14 protein-coding genes are annotated in these 18,312 nt (G+C 54.7%); 6 read left to right on the top strand and 8 right to left on the bottom strand.

Features of this window, described 5'->3' with window-relative positions:
• The gene (locus tag F556_RS0118295; protein ID WP_020618438.1) at positions 1-849 is read right to left on the bottom strand and encodes a helix-turn-helix domain-containing protein; all 849 of its coding nucleotides are present in this window, start codon (positions 847-849) and stop codon (positions 1-3) included.
• A gap of 65 nt (positions 850-914) precedes the next feature.
• Between F556_RS0118295 and F556_RS34445 the strand changes: the two genes are divergently transcribed.
• Together F556_RS34445 and F556_RS0118285 are read left to right on the top strand one after the other, a co-directional pair.
• Positions 915-2,078, top strand: coding sequence for a pectinesterase family protein (locus F556_RS34445; protein WP_020618437.1), 1,164 nt, complete (start codon positions 915-917; stop codon positions 2,076-2,078).
• Positions 2,079-2,110: 32 nt separating this feature from the next.
• The gene (locus F556_RS0118285) at positions 2,111-3,142 is read left to right on the top strand and encodes a dienelactone hydrolase family protein (protein ID WP_020618436.1); all 1,032 of its coding nucleotides are present in this window, start codon (positions 2,111-2,113) and stop codon (positions 3,140-3,142) included.
• A gap of 1,076 nt (positions 3,143-4,218) precedes the next feature.
• Here the strand turns inward: F556_RS0118285 and F556_RS0118275 are convergent.
• The 7 genes from F556_RS0118275 to F556_RS0118245 all read right to left on the bottom strand — a co-directional run bounded on the left by F556_RS0118275 (position 4,219) and on the right by F556_RS0118245 (position 13,336).
• Entirely contained in the window at positions 4,219-4,638 is a 420-nt protein-coding gene (locus tag F556_RS0118275; protein ID WP_026297366.1) for a VOC family protein, read from the bottom strand.
• Between the two features lie 158 nt (positions 4,639-4,796).
• Positions 4,797-5,585 carry a VLRF1 family aeRF1-type release factor gene (locus F556_RS0118270; protein WP_020618433.1) on the bottom strand — a complete coding sequence of 263 codons (789 nt, stop codon included), beginning with the start codon at positions 5,583-5,585 and terminating at the stop codon, positions 4,797-4,799.
• Between the two features lie 88 nt (positions 5,586-5,673).
• Positions 5,674-6,732 carry a glycoside hydrolase family 18 protein gene (locus tag F556_RS0118265; protein WP_020618432.1) on the bottom strand — a complete coding sequence of 353 codons (1,059 nt, stop codon included), beginning with the start codon at positions 6,730-6,732 and terminating at the stop codon, positions 5,674-5,676.
• Positions 6,733-6,826: 94 nt separating this feature from the next.
• Complete coding sequence (locus tag F556_RS0118260) at positions 6,827-8,548, bottom strand: polysaccharide deacetylase family protein (RefSeq protein WP_245583087.1); 1,722 nt, start codon at positions 8,546-8,548, stop codon at positions 6,827-6,829.
• Between the two features lie 52 nt (positions 8,549-8,600).
• Entirely contained in the window at positions 8,601-10,442 is a 1,842-nt protein-coding gene (locus F556_RS0118255; RefSeq protein WP_020618430.1) for a glycosyltransferase family 2 protein, read from the bottom strand.
• A 118-nt stretch (positions 10,443-10,560) separates the two neighbouring features.
• Positions 10,561-11,877, bottom strand: a complete 1,317-nt coding sequence (locus F556_RS0118250; protein WP_020618429.1) for a nucleotide sugar dehydrogenase — start codon at positions 11,875-11,877, stop codon at positions 10,561-10,563.
• Positions 11,870-13,336: a polysaccharide deacetylase family protein gene (locus F556_RS0118245; RefSeq protein ID WP_020618428.1), complete on the bottom strand. Its 1,467-nt coding sequence runs from the start codon at positions 13,334-13,336 to the stop codon at positions 11,870-11,872. The genes F556_RS0118250 and F556_RS0118245 overlap by 8 nt, the downstream gene beginning before the upstream one ends.
• A gap of 315 nt (positions 13,337-13,651) precedes the next feature.
• On the opposite strand from F556_RS0118245, the gene F556_RS0118240 reads away from it, so the two are divergent.
• The 4 genes from F556_RS0118240 (at position 13,652) to F556_RS0118225 (ending at position 18,281) form a co-directional block, all read left to right on the top strand.
• Positions 13,652-15,022: a dicarboxylate/amino acid:cation symporter gene (locus F556_RS0118240; protein ID WP_020618427.1), complete on the top strand. Its 1,371-nt coding sequence runs from the start codon at positions 13,652-13,654 to the stop codon at positions 15,020-15,022.
• A gap of 273 nt (positions 15,023-15,295) precedes the next feature.
• Entirely contained in the window at positions 15,296-15,433 is a 138-nt protein-coding gene (locus tag F556_RS37845; protein ID WP_020618426.1) for a hypothetical protein, read from the top strand.
• 643 nt (positions 15,434-16,076) lie between these two features.
• Positions 16,077-16,856, top strand: coding sequence for an exodeoxyribonuclease III (locus F556_RS0118230; protein WP_020618425.1), 780 nt, complete (start codon positions 16,077-16,079; stop codon positions 16,854-16,856).
• 249 nt (positions 16,857-17,105) lie between these two features.
• On the top strand, positions 17,106-18,281 hold the full coding sequence (locus F556_RS0118225; RefSeq protein ID WP_020618424.1) for a glycoside hydrolase family 53 protein: 1,176 nt from the start codon (positions 17,106-17,108) through the stop codon (positions 18,279-18,281).
• Positions 18,282-18,312: the final 31 nt, after the last annotated feature.

Raw genomic sequence — 18,312 nt, 5'->3', positions numbered from 1 at the left:
CTACCTGTCTTCTCGTTTCGCCTGCTTGCGATATTGGAGCGGTGTCAGGCCGGTTGCTTTTTTGAACGTCTTATTGAAATGAGACAGATATTCGAACCCTGCTGCCCCCGCCACCTCCTGAATGCTCTCACGCATCGAGCTCAGCCGCCGTTTGGCTTCCCGGATTCGTAGATGAATGATGTATTCGCGGAAGTGGAAACCCGTCAGACGGTAGAACGTCCGGCTCAGGTAGGAACTGCTGATGTAGAACCGGCGGGCCGTGTCTTCCAGTGTGAGCGGCTGACGGAAATGACTGGCCAGGTAGGCTGCAATCTCATTGACCTTGTCATGCAGCGGATGAGCAGCCTCGCGGGGGAGCTCCTGCCGCTCTGCGCGGAGCAGCAGAATCAGCAGCTCGGTGAACAAGGCTCGGACACTTAGCTCATAGTGGGCTTTGCCATTGCGACATTCTTCGAGCATCCGGTGCAACAGCCGCTCGGTCTCCTCCTGCTCTTTCAGCGACAGCTGGTAGAGTCGGAACCTCCGCCCTTCGGGGAGCAGCTCATCGCCTGCCAGCTCCGGCGGCAGCCAGCGGACATCATAATTGAGGAGCGTTCGCGCGAACCCGGTAGAGCTCGCAGTCGAGTGCGTCTCCCCTGGCGGGATGAGCATCAGCTCACCTTTGCGCAGCGTAATGACCTGATCATCCACAAAATAGATCCGTTCGCCATCATGCAGATAATACAGCTCCCCCGTATGGTGGCTGTGTGGCCGGGGCATCACGGTCTGGCCCTGCACCTGCAGATGCTGAATGCTGAGCTGACCACCATCCACTTCGTATTTGGGATATTCGTCGGGCCATTCGGGCATGGGGTCATCTCCTGTCCTGAACATTTATTTAAGTGTATTATATAAGAATCTGAAGGAGGTTCGCCATGCTGATCACCATATCCCGTGATTTCACCGCCGACTATGTCTCGCTCCAGGCCGCAATTGACGCGATTCCTGCGGGACAGACATCACCGGTGACACTGCGCTTAAGACCCGGGATGTATCGGGAGAAAATAACAATTCCTGCAGGTGCGCCGCCGATTCTGCTGCTGGGTGAAGACCGGCAGACGACGGTTATCGCCTGGAGCGATAATGCGCATACACTTGGGAGCAATGGCGAACCGCTCGGGACTTTTCGCAGCGGCACGTTGACTGTGCGATCGTCTTCTTTTACCGCCGAGAATGTTACGATCGTCAATGACTCCGGTCCGGGTACCGGCCAGGCGGTGGCTGCGATGGTTGACGCCAGGGATGCCGTGTTCCGGAGGGTCCGGCTGCTAGGTGACCAGGACACGCTCTACGCGGGTCAGGGCCGACAATACTACGAGGATTGCTATATCGAAGGCGATGTCGACTACATCTTCGGAGGCGCGACAGCCGTCTTCGAGCGCTGCCAGCTGCACAACAAACGATCAAGGGGCTATATTACCGCAGCGTCGACGCCTCAGGATACTGCATTCGGGTTCGTGTTCCTCAACTGTACCATTACGAGCGCTCCCGGTGTGGCCGATGTCTATCTCGGGCGTCCCTGGCGTGATTATGCGCATGTCGCCTTCATCCGCACCACAATGGATGAGAGCATCACACCTGAAGGCTGGCACAACTGGGGCGAGCCAGACCGTGAGTCCACTAGCCGTTTTGAGGAATATGGCAGTACTGGTGCAGGTGCGGCGGCGGCGGGGCTGGTGAAGAGCCAGCCTGGCGGGACAAGCAAGCTGGCTAGTGGCGCGGAGCTAACGGAAAGTTTGGATAATGAGTCATGTGGGCTTGTGGACAGTGCGGAAATGAAGGGGCACGCGCGGAATGGGCCAAGTCTCTTGGGTGATGCTTCAGGACTTAAGGGAGACCAGGAAGTCGCGGCAAGCAACCCAGCGGATGATGCGGCAACCTCTTCGTCCATAGAACCGAGCGTTAGTACTGCGGACAGTGAACGCAATTCGGACAAGACCGTGCGCCGCGCCCCGTGGTCACGTCAGCTGACCGGAGAAGATGTCGCAGCGTATCGTGTGATTCACATACTAGGCGGCTGGCATCCTGAGGGGTATTGAGGGCAACTGAACGTAGAGGAGGAGTAAAAGCAATGACAAACGCTTATTCAACTGATGTCTTGCTGGAACAATGGACGAAGGAGTATGCGGGCAAGCTTGCCTACGTACCCGGCCAGCCGGTGCCCGAATGGCAACAAGAGCTGCGGACAAGCTTTGAAGCCCTGCTGGGCGAGCTGCCGGACACGGACTCGGAATTAAATCCCCAGCTGCTGGAGCGTCAGGAATGCGAGGGATATGTGCGTGAACGGATTGAGCTGACAACCCGGACCGGCGTCCGGATGCCCGTATATGTACTAACTCCTGCAACGCCGCTGCGCTCGCCCATGCCCGCCATGCTGGCGGTCCACGGCCACGGCTATGGCAGCCGGGAGATTGTCGGCCTGATGCCTGACGGCAGTGAACGTGCGGGTATGCCTGGCCTGCATAAGGACTTCGCCTCCGACCTCGCACGGCGCGGCTTTCTCGTCGTAGCCCCGGAGCTGCTGGGTTTCGGCGACCGGCGGCTGGCGGAGGACCTCGCGGGCGAGCCCGGACAGAGCTCCTGCTTCCGGCTGTCTGCCCAACTCATGCTGCTGGGCCAGACGATTGCGGGCTGGCGCATCCACGAAATGCGGCGCGTCCTTGACTATCTACAAACCCGTCCGGACGTCGACCCTACGCGGATTGGCACGATGGGAATTTCGGGCGGCGGTTTGGTCTGCGGGTTTACGGCTGCACTGGATGATCGGATTCGCTGTGCGGTCATCAGCGGCTATGCGAGCACCTTTGAGGGCAGCATCCTCACGCGCCAGCATTGCCTGGACAACTATATCCCAGGCGTGCTGCAGCTGGCCGAGATGCCCGACCTGCTCGGACTCGTCGCGCCCCGCCCAATTTTCCTGGAGGTCGGCGAGGAGGACCGTGTATTTCCAGCCGCTGCCGCCCGCAAGGCATTCGCGCGCCTGGAGACCCTCTATGCCGCTGCCGGTGCAGAGACGGTGCCAGCCGCCGACTTCTTCGACGGCGGCCACGAGATTCACGGCGAGCCCGCCTATGACTGGCTCGAAGCACAGCTGGCCCGCTGAGTGCGGGCCGCTGTTGGGAGTGGCGAGTGGAGAGTGGGATGTAGTGTGCAGGATGTGTGGTGTGGACCGGCGGGTGGAGATAGCGGGTGAAGAAGGAGGGAGGTGTGGTGTGGGATGTGTGGTGTGAACTGGCGGGTTAAGAGTAGCTGGTGAGGAAGACAGGTGGCGACTGGTGGATTGGATGATGGCCGGTGGCGACTTTCCACACTCTATGTCCGTTCTATGTTCACTCTATGTCCACACTCCCCGCCTCAAGGACACGTCCTCGCAGCCGCTGTTCCCCGTTAGCCTCCCAGTATGCGTCCTAATCGCCGTGCCTCCGAGCTGTAGCGCAAAAAATTTTACTTAGAGGTGACTAAATACGGCTGCGACGGGGTTGTAAGTATAGAAACTTTACTTAGAATCACCTTTAACCGCTTCGACGGTACCTGTAAGTATAGAAAGTTTACTTAGAGCCGCAAACAGACGCTCCCACCGAGCTGCAACGAAAGAATCTTTACTTAGAGCAGCATGCAGACCCTCCCACGACGCTGCAACGAAAGAAACTTTACTTAGAGCCGCACACGGACCCCTCCCACGACGCTGCAACGAAAGAAACTTTACTTAGAGCCGCACACGGACCCCTCCCACCGAGCTGCAACGAAACAATCTTTACTTAGAGCCGCACACAGACCCTCCCACGACGCTGCAACGAACCAATCTTTACTTAGAGCCGCACACAGACCCATCCCACGACGCTGCAACGAAAGAATCTTTACTTGGAGCAGCACACAGACCCTCCCACGTCGCTGCAACGAAAGAATCTTTACTTAGAGCAGCATGCAGACCCTCCCACGACGCTGCAACGAAAGAAACTTTACTTAGAGCCGCACGCAGGCCCTCCCACCGAGCTGTAACGAAAGAATCTTTACTTAGAGCCGCACACAGACCTCTCCCACCGAACTGCAACGAAAGAATCTTTACTTGGAGCACCAAGCGGACTCGCCCCTAACACCCCCTCCTCACGACGCTGCAACGCAAAAAAGGGCCATTCAGCGATCAGTTTGCACTGATCGTCTGAACAGCCCTTTTGCCAGTTACAGCGGGTTCTCGCCTGTGCTCTGGAACAGTTCGATGAGCTCGCCGTCCGGACCCTTGAAGAAGGCGATCCGTACTGGCGTTCGCGGGTCGGGGCAGATAATGAGATCCTTCGGCTCCTCTGTGACCTCAGCGCCTGCCGCGCGAGCGACTTCGATTGCTGCATCGATATCGTTGGTGCGGAAAGCTACATGCAGGAACGAGCCTTCCGGCTTGGGATCACTGCTGCCGCCTGCGAAAATCTCCATATAGTTGCCGTCGCCGGAATCAAGCAGAATGCCGCGCTTGTCCCCTTCGCCCCACCGAATTTTCTCCTTGAAGCCCAGCGCCTCGTAGAATCGGATAGACGCTTCAAAATCGGCTACACGAATGGCGAGATGATGAAAGCCGCCTCCGCTCAGTATGCTATTGTTGGCCATTGTTGAAGACACCGCCTTATCTAAAAGTATGTATGCGTACAAGCCCAGTATAATCAACCCGGCCCGGAATGGAAAGCCTCTTCTTGCTGCAATGGCATGCAAAAACATCTCCCCCGATCCCTTGCGGGACAGAGGAGATGCCATATGACTTCTGCAGCTTACGCGTAGACCTCCTGCAGTACCTGATTGGGCGTCATGCCATTCAGGTTCTTGGAGAGAATGCGCGGCTTGTTGCCATTGAGCTCCTTGGCCAGGTCATTGGTCAGGCCGGATTCGCCAGCCAGCACAATTTCCTGCCAGCTGTTGCGCTTCTTGTGGCGCTCGAGAATGGGACTGAGTCGCTTCAGCCAGCGCTGCCGGTTCGCATCGACACGCTTGCCGAATTGTTCCTTGTGCGTGGCGCTGGAAGCGGTGCGGCTGGAAGCAGCAATCCCTTGATATTGCTTCCAATCCTCGCTCTCGCTGTCCCAGGCGTAGTTCCACTCCCGCTCCACCTCACCCAGCATCGTATCGACAACCGTAACGCTGTCGCTGCCCACCAGCACAATGCCAGCAGCTGGATATTGGCGGAACATCGTTTCCAGCTCCTCGAGCTCGGGCTCGCTTTGCCAATAGAAGGCGTTGGGTGAGGGAACCTGGAGCTTCTCCAGGAACAGGACGCCTTCCTCCGGGCACACCACCAGGACGATGCCCCGCTTGAGGTCGCCACGATGATTTTCGATGGTGGATTCCAACAGCTTGTGCAGCTTGGAGAGCTGCTTTTCCTGATCTGAGGCACCTTCGGCACGGGCGTATTCGGTCAACCGGCTCATGCCATTTTTCAGATGAAGCTTCCACGACGTTTGCTGCTTCCGTTCGGGCTCCGTATTTAAGTAGACAGTCAAAAGATTTTGCTCGGGGGAGTAGGTTCGTTCTTTCAAACGCGACAAATTTTCTTGAAATTTCATCGTATAATCTACCTCCTTTGAACCTACCATTACCCGGCCCCGGAAACGCTTAATCAGTGGATCATGAAAACAGGACTTCTTGTCCGTTCTAATGATGCTGCAACTGATGGAGCGTGTCCGGCCGCAAGCCGCCCATTCGCCACAAGGCAATTCGGTCGATGCCTTCCGCGCGCGTCCATTCGATCCACCGGAGGAAGGTCTCCCCATCGGCGTACCAGACCGTATAGGTGCCATCTGCACTTGTGTAAGTAAACGACAGCGCAGCACTGGCGACATCCCGTTGCGGTTCCTGGCCATGCGCCTCAGCCAAAGCATGCGCCTCCTGCTCGTTCAGCGCCGTCACGGCTCCGTCCGGTTTCCATTGGAATCCTCCAGTCGCAAGGGCCAGTACCGGCTCGCCTGCCACCCCCTTGATGACTGAAGCCAGTCGCCGAATCATGGCCTCGTCCGCTTTGGGACCGGGACCGTTGTGAGATCCATGCAGGTTATAGGCCATCATCACATATTGCGGACCCTCCGGCAGACGATGGTCATCGAGCGGCGCACGAGGCTCCAGCACGACACGGAGTGACTTGCCTTTCTCCTGCAGCGCAGTATGCAAGTCACCAATAAACAACAGCAGCGGCTCCCACGTTTCAGGTGCGATTCGTTCGTAATCGATCTCCGCGCCGCCAGCATCCAGTCTGTCAACCAGCTCCACGATTTCGGCAATATGACGCTGGCGGCTCTCGGATGTAGCGACCAGACGGTCCACAAGCGCCGATTCCTTCTGCACGGATGTGCCATCCGCAAGAATCCGATCATTGACAAAGGTCAGTTTCAGGTCGTCCCGACGACTCTCGTAGGTTGTGGCCAGCGCCTCCCATGCCATAGTAAACGAATCGCTAATGAGCAGCTGATCCTCGCTATCAAAATAAATGCCGAACGCATACAGCTGGGCTAGGCGCCCTCCCAGTTGATCCGCATCGGCCAGCGCCGTTTCCCATTGCCACTCCGGCAACCAGGCAGTCAGCTCGAGGGGCTGCGGCGAGGACTCGTAGACAGGCCCGTCAGCCTCATCCATGTCACGGGTCAATAGCCAGCCACCGACCAACAGACCAAGCACTGCCACTGCCGCCAGCCATTGGCGGTACCGACGTCGTTTCATCTGCACCCTCCTAAAAGTTTTCCGAAGGAAAACTCACTTCGGAAGCATAGGCTTAAGTTTTCCGAAGGAAAACTCGCTTCGGAAGCATTCACGATCAGAATGTCTCAATGGCCCAGTCCACTGTCCGGTTGACCGTGCTCCGAATCACATGCAAAGCCTGCTCCAGCCCGCTTCTGCGGTTATCATATACATGTGCTCCTGGCGTGCCATCCGCCTGTAGCGACAGGAGCTGCAGGTTGTCGAAGACCGCGTCATAGATCGTGTCCTTCTTGTTAAGCGGGCTCGCCTCTGCCTCCAGCATCACGCTGCCACGATCCGCTGCCTCGCCCAGTTCCAGTCCTTCTATTAGTACGCTTCCGTCCATGCTTACGGCTAGCTTTCCATCCTGAATGGAGGCTTCAAGCTGACGTTGCTGCTGCATGCCAGGCGGGTAGGCCCGATTCTTCTCCAGTCCTGGAAACTCATGCGTCCAGAGCGTCTGAGCTTCTTCGCCCGGCTTCTTGGCGGTGACGAGAAGCACATTGTCCGCTAGTGTCAATTGGACATAGGCTGCGCGCGTCCGGTCGTAGCGGAGGTAGACGGATTGGTGGCCGACCACATTGCCGGAGAGGCGTGTTTTCAGCAGCAGATCTCCCGTTGTATCCTTATCCTTCAGGTGGATACGTCCTGTTCCGCCCGGCGTCGACGTGAGCGCAATCCGGCTGCCGATGTATTCAGCTGCGCCGCCTAGCAGCTCCCATTCCGCGGCACGATCTGTGTCGCCAATAATAAAATGCATCTCATCCCCTGTATCCAAACCAAGCTTCATCAACAAATGATTGGTGTACCAGTAGGGAGCCGGCTGCAGCCGCGTGAGATCCTGCAGCTGACCATCCGGTCCGTTAAGGGCATCCCCTTCCCGGTTAAAGTGCATATCAAAGAGACGAGGGATATGGCGCGTATTCACTTCCTCCACCAGGCTATTCATACCGTTGTACAGTGTGTTGGCATGCATAATCATATACGTTCGTGGCACATCGCCAAGCGTATTCGTATAGATGCTTTCCATCGCCTCGTAGTCATGGGTCAGCCGCTCATCCATTTCCGTCCGGTCCTCGATTGGAATACCGTCCGCATCCCGCAGGAAGTCCATCAGATAGTGGGTGTAATCACGTGCCCAATCAATCTCTGCGAAGTCCCCTTCGTCGCGCATGCCTACGAAACGACCATCCTCATCGTAAATGTTGATATACGTCAGGCGATAGCCATTACTGCCGAGCTCCCAATAGCCCTTGCGTGTCATCTTAAGCAGCTCTTTGGGCTTGAGGAATTTGGAGTCCTTGCCGTCCATCTTATTGGCATAGGAAAACATCGTGGATTTGAAGTTAAAAGACTCCATCATCGGTTGGGCGAACAGACTGGAATCGTTGCGGCCGTCCCCGAATGAGAGGAACAATCCCCGTTCCGGCAGAGGCTTGCCGTTGTTGTAATAATCCAAAATGTCCTTTTGGGCAATTGTCGTATAGCCGTGGTCATACAGCGCCTGCAGATGCTGCTCCAGCCGCGGCTTTGCAATCAGGGTCGACGATCCGGAGCGACTGACACCGAAATACGACAGGGCAATAAAGCCTCTGTCACTAGTCCATTGCGCCTTATCGGGCTCCCGATAGGTCTTGATATCGAATACCGCATGGATAACCAGGTAACCCAGGATGAGCAGGATCAGCACCTGCAGGACAGTGCGTACCCGTTTACGGGCATTTTTTTTGCGATAGTCAAATGTCTGATCCACCTTACCGTACTCCTCCCTTGCATAGTTCAGCCATGCAGCTGCCACTTAATGTTACAAAATGACGCATTTTAGGGCGTGCCATCCCACGAATCAGAGCTTACAGGGGGATCTCAGAGTTGCCCCGTTTACGGTCACGCTTGCGCTTCTTGCGTTCCTTGGCCTCCACATCCTGCGGTGTCTCCCGTGTACCCCACGTTGATTTCCAGAACGTCACCCACGCAACCGGCATCTGCCACAGCAACACCAGCTCATAGAACACGCAGAAGACGAGACCAAACACCCATAATCGGCTCCTCCGGAACAGCAAATGGGCGAAGCTCATCAGAAGCGCCATCAACAGCAGGCCCATCAGGAAAGTGCCAGGAAAAATGCCATGCACTACGGGTACATACACCAGGTTATGCAGGACGATCACCGGGGCCGCAATGGGAACGATGATACCGATGTAGAAGAACAAGGCCATGAAAGGCTCCTTGCGCCAGATGAATCCCCCGGCCCGCAAGGACTCCCTCAGCCAGGAGCGCTTCCAGCGCATCTGCTGCTTCAGGAACACGCCCATGTCGGAAGGGACAATCGTTGAACAAATCGCCTTGTCCTGATAGCCCGTACGATGCGTGCGCAGAATGAAATTGGTCATACTCCGGTCATCGCCGAACGTTGCCGGATGTCCCAGAAACGTCTGGGTTAGCCAGGCGTCCTTGTGCTGCAGCACCAATTCCTTGCGATAGCAGGAAAGTGGTCCTGAGAGACAGGTCACACTGTCAAAGTACGATTCCGCCGCCTTCATGATTCGAAAAGCAATGTAATACCGAACCGTCTGCAGCTTGGAGACGGAATTAGTGAACTTGTTCTCTACATCTGTTCGGCCGGCAACACCGCCCATGCGCGGGTCTTTGAAGGGCTGGACGAGATGGCGGATGGCGGAAAACTCCAGAAAGCTATCCGAGTCGACGAACACAACCAGCGGATGCTTGGCCAGCTCCACACCTTTGACCAAAGCGACCCGCTTGCCGCCATTCTCCGGTAGCACATGCACAGAGAGCCTATCCTTTACCTTGAACCGTTCGGCCTCCCTGTGGATCATGGCGATTACTTTTTCAATCTCTTCAACAGATTTATCCGTAGAGCGGTCGTCAACGACGATGACCTCCAGCTTGTCCAGCGGGTAGTCTTGGTTGATGCAACTGAGAATGGTCCGCCGAATCCACTTCTCCTCGTTAAAACAAGGGATAATGATGGATACCCCCGGTGTATAATGGGGATCGATCGGAACATCCCGGTATAAAGCTCCGAACAGGTAACGACTGAGCAGGAAGACTGCAGCAATGATGCTGTAGAGATAGAGCAGCCAATTGTATTTGAAATAGAGAATACTCTCTGTCCGCATCAGCATGATGAACAACACCGCGAGGAATAGCATGCCGCTGGCCATGTAAATGGAGTAGCCCCAACGCCGCCGCTTGAAGTAGCTCGTCAGAGGCTCGGTGAAAATCAGTCCTGCCATCCATCTGGAGGTGCCGTTTTCCTCGTGCAGGAAGAGCCGGACGACCTCCGCGTCCACCTTGACACTGGATTCGAATCCCTCTGGCATCGTACCGGGCGGGATCTCGAAGCGCAAATGGCATTTGGTGCCGACCTGGTATTGATCCTGCAACTCCTCACTGCCTCCCAGCTCTACCAGCATGCCCGTTGTGGAAATGTCCGCCGCCTTGCCTGTCAGCGCCTTCTTGCGGCCGCGGCGTTTGTTCACGACTTGAACGTTGAAATCGGCGACGAACCGCATGCTGAACAGCGCCGGGTCATCGCTGCTATCGGGACCACCGCGTCGTTCACTGCCGCCTCTAATCCGCTCCGGGTCAGGCACCCGCGAGAGCGCCCGCCGGTCGCCGCGGACGACCGCCAGCTTCTCCTCGATGGGTTGCTTGTCCTTGCGCTTCATGTTCACCCTCCTACAAGTTTTCCGAAGGAAAACTCACTTCGGAAGCATAGACTTTAAGTTTTCCGAAGGAAAACTCTCTTCGAAAGCATAAGCTTAAGTTTTCCGAAGGAAAACTCACTTACAGACTCCAATACGAATACCCATGCTCCTCGAATATTGTCCGGTTATACAAACTCTTGATGTCCACCATTATTCGCAGCCGGCTGCCCTCGCAGAGCTGGTCGTAATCCGCCGGTCCCATGTCGGCATACTGCGCATGAGGCACGGCTACGACGACAGCTCCCAGGCCTGTCATCTCCTCTGGCGCAGTTAACGTTATGCCATATTCCTTGCTCACTTCGCGGGGATCAGCGAGCGGATCGCTTACCAATGTCGTAACCCCATATTCGGCTAGCTCGCGCACAATATCCGGAACCCGAGAGTTGCGGATGTCTGAGCAATCCTCCTTGTAGGTAATGCCGAAGATGCCAATACGTACAGCGGAGAGGTCTTCCTTGCGCTTCACTAGCTGTTTGATCAGCTGCTGGGCAATGTACGTCCCCATCCCATCATTGATATGTCGGCCAGCCAGAATGATTCGTGACCGGTACCCATGACCTTCTGCCTTGTAGGTGAGATAGTACGGGTCGATCCCAATGCAATGTCCGCCAACCAATCCGGGTGTAAATCGCATGAAGTTCCATTTGGTTCCTGCTGCCCGGAGAACAGCCTGTGTATCAATGTCCAACTGATGAAACAACATGGATAATTCATTCATAAAGGCAATATTGATGTCGCGCTGCGCATTCTCGATTACTTTGGCAGCTTCGGCTACCTTGATACTTTCAGCTCTGTAGACGCCTGCCTCCACAATTAACTCGTAGACGGCCGCGACCAGTCCCAGTGTATCCTCGTCCATACCTGATACAATCTTAACAATATTCTCCAGACGATGTACCATATCGCCGGGATTGATCCGCTCTGGCGAATAGCCGATTCGGAAGTCCGTTCCGCAGCGCAATCCTGACTCGGCCTCCAGGATCGGCATGGCGATTTCTTCGGTCACGCCGGGATAAACGGTTGATTCGAATACAACGGTGGCACCTGGCCGCATGTGGCGGCCAACGAGCGTGCTGGCATGTCGCACGTAGCTCAGATCCGGAACCTTGTCCGGCTGGAGCGGCGTGGGCACAGCAATGACGAAGAAGCTTGCATCCGCAAGGACGGCCTCGTCGGAGGTAAAGATAACGTTGGAGTCCGAGAGCTCAGATTCACTGACATCGTCAATGGACGTTCGCCCCTGCAGGCAGGCTGCGATTTTGCGTTCATCCACATCGTAGCCGATGACCTGCAGTTTGCGGCCAAATGCCACCGCGAGCGGCAAACCGACATAACCAAGCCCGATGACGGCGAGCTTGTCCTGCCCTTCCAGCAGTCTCTGATAGGCTTCATTCATCTCTCTGGTCAACTCCCAACAGCTCTGACATTAATACAAACGTAAATCCCCTGCTGCGAAGCTTTTCAATCGCAATCGATAGGGCCTCCAGGGTATGCAGCCCATCCAGGATATGCAGCAGAATCACACTGCCGCTCTCCGTACGATCCAGAATAACCTTGACGATATGCTCCGCATCGTTCTGAATATCCCAATCCAGTGTCGTCACGTCGTACATGGCGATGGTATGGTAGCCTGTAGCAGCGACAATTCTGGCAGATTCATCATCAAAGGCACCTGTCGGTGGCCGGAACATCATCACTGGCTGCTGCTGGATCGCCTCCGTCATAACCTGATGTGATTTTACAATCTCCTCTTGCAGCTCTTCAGGTGTAAGATCGACAATGACTGGATGACTATACGTGTGGTTGGCCACTTCATGTCCGTCCTCAACGATGGCACGCGCCAGATTCGGATTCGCTTCTACGCCATTCGCACGCAAGAAGAAGGTGGATTTCACACCGTGTTCCTTCAAAATATCGAGTGTCCGGGTGACGGTATAGTCGGTTCCCCAATCGTCAAACGTCAGGGCAATGCGCTTGTCGGTCCGGTCGCTCTTATACACAAGCTCGTATTCTGCATCCTTGTAATCCGGGTTTATCTTGGCCGCATCATAGCCTTCAATTTCCTCCAGCGGCTTACCCTTATGCTCATACTCCATCAGCCGGCTGAGCGGAACTAACGAATAGCCCACTTCATCGACAGCCCCAAGAATCATCCCGAGGGAGTCAATGAGCTCCGGATTATCCTCCGTGCTCAGCGCGATAATACCGCCCCGCGTAATATGCCGTTTTACATAGTCGCCGATGGTCGATGCCTTTTCGCCATGCCAGCCTTGCAAATTAATGCTGTACGTAATAACAGCTTGCAGCCCAAGATGGGCGCTCGCAAGCCTGATATCATCATTATAGCTTCCGGACCGGGTCCGGACGTACTGGGGCTGGACCCCGGTTTCTCTCTCAATGATTTCATTGGTCAGCCGAAGTTGGTGGTAAATCTGTTCATAGTCCATCTCCGTCAGATCAGCGCGCTCCAGTGTATTATTCTCGATCTCGTGCCCGCGGGTCACAATCTCCCTGGCAAGGTCCGGCTCCTCCGCCACTCTCATCCCAGGTACAAAAAACGTCGCCTTGACATCCACTCGATCCAGCTCATCCAGCAGCTGCAGCATTTGGGCTCGTTCACCCAGGCCATTAAAGGTGAGCGTCAGCTCCCGCATCGTGGTATAGACATAATTGATCTGTTCACTGGGCTCTCCTGCATAACGGTCAACGGACGCTGCAGTTGAAGGCACTACGGCAATTTGCTCCTCCGTTTTTGTACCGCCAAGCCAAGAGCAAGCCGTCAGTCCTACACTGGCCCATAGAAGCAAGAAAACCAGTCCTAGCGGCCTGAGTCGTTGGCAATGTGTAAATTTCATGAAACAGATCCTCTTTTCGACAGGAATTGAAGTTAGTATATCGTAACGGCCTATACAATTACTGAACAATCGATGACACAAGTGTGTCTTTATATATGTAACGTAACAGAATTAAAAAAGGATGACAGAACCTGCGAAATTTGTCGAACCAGCAGTAATCGTACGGTTTATTTGTGCTTCTGTCAAAGGGCAGTTGTTGGGAGGATCAGCTTCCTTTTTCTATCTATGAAAAAGAAATCATTGACAACCAATGGGAATCTATATACATTTAGTTTACCATTCCTATGTGATTACTATGATAAAGGGGAAGAAGAAATGGATCAGCCTGCAGGAAACAGTTTGTTATTGGCCATTGAGACGAATTGGCTAAGCTTCGTTATTTCGATTGTTGTGTTTGCACTCTTATTTTATCTCGCTCGCCGCCGGGTGAGCTTCGGTTCCCGAGTCATGATCGGCCTGGGCTTGGGCTTGCTGGTCGGCATTGTCATCCAGAATTTCGATGTCGAAGTGAAGGGCATCAGTACTTTCGGCAGCATTTATGTCAGCTTGATTCGGATGCTCGTTATTCCACTCGTCTTCGTACTCGTTCTTAACAGTATCTCGTCCCTGACGAATCTGGAGTACCTGCGCAAGATCGGTTTCAAGACCTTCGCCTGGTTCCTGGGAACGACAGGTGTCGCTGCTCTGATCGGTCTGTTCATTGCCCTGCTGTTCAACCCGGGCTCCGGAATCGACCAGCAGGTGCCGGAGGGCTTCCAGGCCCGCGAAATTCCGACCTTCTCGCAGGTCATTCTGGATCTGGTGCCGTCCAACCCGTTCAATGAGGCAGCGCAGGGCAAAGTCGTGCCACTGCTCATCTTTGCCATCTTCCTGGCTGTCGCCATCATCAAGGTTGGCTCCAAGGATGTCAAGGCTGTGCAGCCTGTACGTGAGTTCATCGCTTCGCTGACGCAGATCCTGCATCAGGTTGTGAAGTTCGTCATTCGCCTGACGCCATACGGGGTATTTGCCCTCATTGCAGGCATCGCTTCCCGTTACGGCTGGGAGACCCTCCAGGAGCTCGGCAGCGTCATCGTGACTTCGTACGTGGCTCTGATTCTGCACTTTGTACTCGTGTTCGGTGGTCTTGTGCTGCTGGTAGCCAAAGTGAATCCGATCCGATTCTTCAAGAAGATCTATCCGATGCTGGTCGTCGCCTTCACCACCCGCAGCAGCTACGCGACGCTGCCGGTGAACCTGGAGGTCATCACCAAGCGTCTGCATGTATCGCCGCGTATTGCCAGCTTCGTGGCACCGCTCGGCGCGTCCGTCAACTTCAATGGCTGCGGCGGAATCTGGCCGGCCATCGTAGCGGTGTTCACCGCTGAAGTATTCAACGTCTCCCTGAGCTTTACGGACTATGTTATCCTGGTCCTCGTTAGCATTATCTCCTCCATTGGCGTAGCTGGCGTACCGGGCCCGGCAACCATCAGTACGACTGTTGTTCTGACTGCACTCGGCCTGCCGCTTGAAGGTATGGCTATCGTCGCTGGTGTTGAAGCGCTGATCGATATGGGCCGTACGGCAGTTAATGCCACAGGTACGACGGTCACCTCCCTGCTCGTTGCCAAGTCCGAGGGCGAGTTCGACCGCGACGCCTTCAACAGCGACAAGGATGAAGAAGAATTAGTCGTGAATCCAACCTAATAGCCGCTTGAAGCAAAGACGCGTTCTTCCTAGAGAAGAGCGCGTCTTATGCGTTAGCATGGGGCCATCTTCTATGGCAAAGAAGTGTCAGATCTCGCCAACCCAGGATGAAAATAATCATTGACAAGTTTTCAGAAAATTCATATAATTATCACATTCCACCTATAGACACGGATCTTCACCATCTCTCAACATAGACCAGCTTGCCATGCTGCCTATGCTGTCACGATGCGGACCCGCATGAATGGGACATCTGAGAGGAGACGATTGACAATGAAACAAGAAACCAAAACAAACTGGCGCGCATTTCTAAAAGGCTTAAGCTTCGGTGCATTCGGCTTCGGCATGGTACCTTATCTTATTTATAAAGCGGTGAAGGAGGTCTCGGATCACACGACTCCGTTCCTGTAACTCCGAGGTATCGCCAACATATGCGAACAGGCCAACCAGCCCAGCGGGCGGTTGGCCTGTTTTTTATCATAACAAGACTAAATTACGGGAATAGTAGATAAAGAATAGTTTTATGCCCAGCCTCATAAGCCTCTCCCCCTATGCTCCCGGCTCTATGGCTCTTTTTGAACTTTTTTGCTTCCAAGGCCTCGTGACAAACGTTACAATCGCGCTCCCTTCAAAATTAGACTACTAAGCGCTCCACATGAGAGTATCGATTAATGCTGTATCGGCTATCGCGCATCACTCAGGAAGCATTTTTGCTGTAACGGCCACTACAGCACCTATTAAGCCTTAAACGTCCCATTAATAATTCTAACGGACAGGAACGCCGTTATTCACGCGTTTTCAGCCGAAAAATCTAGTTTTAGAGCAAATAAGTGCGTCTGTGACCGTTAGCTTTTTAAACGTCCCATTCACTTTTACGATTAAGCGCTCTGGTGGCCGTTAGCACTTTCCCACTTGGAGTCAGCTATGAATCGACACACTCCACGTAAGCGTTAAAGCCACCGCCCCACCTATAAAGTCCCTTCCTCCCCTATGGCAGCCCGTATGGTAGAATAACCATATTATCTATGACATCCGGGAGGGAGCACAACACGCAATGAGCACACTCAAGTTAATCTCATGGAACGTGAACGGCCTGCGGGCCTGCGTCAATAAAGGCTTCAACGACTACTTCGAGGAAATGAACGCGGATATCTTCTGCTTGCAGGAGACGAAGCTGCAGGCCGGTCAGATCGAGCTCGATCACGGCGGTCGGTATGAGCAGTACTGGAATTATGCCGAGAAAAAAGGCTACTCCGGCACCGCCGTCTTCACTCGGCTCAAGCCGCTCTCCGTCCGCTATGGACTGGAGACCGATGAGGAGCCGGAGGGCCGGGTGCTCACGCTGGAGTTTGAGGACTTCTATCTGGTCAACGTTTATACACCTAACGCCAAGCGCGACTTGTCCCGGTTGGAGTACCGACTCATCTGGGAGGACCGGTTCCGCACCTATCTGACGGCGCTGGATCGGCTGAAGCCGGTCATTGTGTGCGGTGACCTCAATGTGGCTCACCAGGCGATCGATCTGAAGAACGCCAAGTCGAATGAAGGCAATTCCGGCTTTACAGCCGAAGAACGCGGCAAGATGACCGAGCTGCTGGCGAGCGGCTTCGTCGACAGCTTCCGTCATCTGCATCCAGACCGCACGGATGCCTACAGCTGGTGGTCTTACATGCCCAAGGTGCGCGAGCGGAATATCGGCTGGCGCATCGACTATTTTCTCGTCTCGGAGCGCCTGGCTCCCTTGGTGATACGCGCGGATATCGACTGCCACGTGCTGGGCAGTGATCATTGTCCCGTGCTGTTAGAGCTGGGAGACGCTTCATCTGGCAATTAAAATAGAAAGCCTACGGTCCCGGATCGATCTTCCGATCGCTGTTGTCCCCAGATTTCTTGATGCCTGATGAACTAATTTATAATATTTAATCAGACGGTTCGGAATTTCCGGCCGTCTTTTTTTGATATTTAGAAATATAAATACAAGTAAAATATTTTACTATATTTTGTTTGAAATTTTACTGAAAGGGTGCTATTCTTCTCTTGTGATGAGAACGCGTACACAACTATGGAACAGGGGAGCGAGACCATGACACGCAACCAAGGCCTGCCGCTGGCCGATACCCTTCGCGGCGTAGATATATCGATGACCAAGGAAGTTGAAGGGCTGGGCGGCATCTATTATCTGAATGGTGAACAGCGGGACCTCTTCGACATCCTGCATGAGCAAGGCGTCAATTACGCCCGGGTGAGACTGTGGGTGAATCCCTATGACGTACAGGGCAGACCCTACCTGGGCGGAACCAACGATCTGGATAATGCCCTGGAGCTGGCCGCCCGTATCAAAGCCAAGGGGATGCAGCTGCTCTTAGATCTTCATTACAGTGACTTCTGGACGGACCCGAAGAAGCAATCCAAGCCCAAGGCATGGGCGGATCTGAGCGGCAGCGCCTTGGAGGATGCAGTATACCGCTATACGACGGAAGTGCTGGAAGCTTTTGCAGCTCATGGGCTGCTCCCTGATCATATACAGATTGGCAACGAGATCACCAATGGGATGCTCTGGCCAGATGGCAAGACACCGGCCTACCTTCCGGAGGAGCAGCGCTTTGAGACATGGGAATCATCAGAGCACTCAGCTGCTTACGACCGGCTTGCTGGACTGCTTCAGGCTGGCTTGCAGGCCGTGCGAGACCATTCGGGACAGAAGATCCGCACGATATTACATCTCGAACAAGGCGCGCATAATCCGCTCTACCGCGCTTGGTTCGACGAGATCACCCGCCGTGGGGTAGATTTTGATATCATCGGCCTCTCCTTTTACCCGTTCTGGCACGGCAGCATGGACGATCTGCGCATCAATCTGGAGGACATCAGCCAACGCTATGACAAGGATGTACTGGTCGTTGAGACTGCCTATGGCTTTACAACGGAGTCGCCTCCTGGCAGCAGTTATATCTTTAATCGCGAGCTGGCTGAGAAAGGCGGCTATCCCGCTTCCGTGGAGGGGCAGTACCAGTTCCTTACCGATCTCATCGATACGGTGCGCAGTATCCCGGATGGACGCGGACTGGGAATCATCTATTGGGAGCCGGCCTGGCTACCGGTTCAAGGCACGAGCTGGGCCAGTCTGGAGGGCATGAGGTATGGCAACGACGTCGCGGACGGCGGCAATCCGTGGGCCAATCAGGGGCTGTTCGATTTCAAGGGCAATGCCCTGCCTTCACTGGCTGCATTCTCTCCGGACCGTGAGAGCAAGGAATAAGAGACTAATAACACAATAAATGAGGAGTGGT

The sequence above is a fragment of the Paenibacillus daejeonensis DSM 15491 genome (genome assembly GCF_000378385.1).
In the GTDB taxonomy this organism is placed as follows: domain Bacteria; phylum Bacillota; class Bacilli; order Paenibacillales; family Paenibacillaceae; genus Paenibacillus_D; species Paenibacillus_D daejeonensis.
The sequence above is the reverse complement of the archived record's forward strand: the minus strand, read 5'-3'. Positions and strand labels throughout refer to the sequence as shown.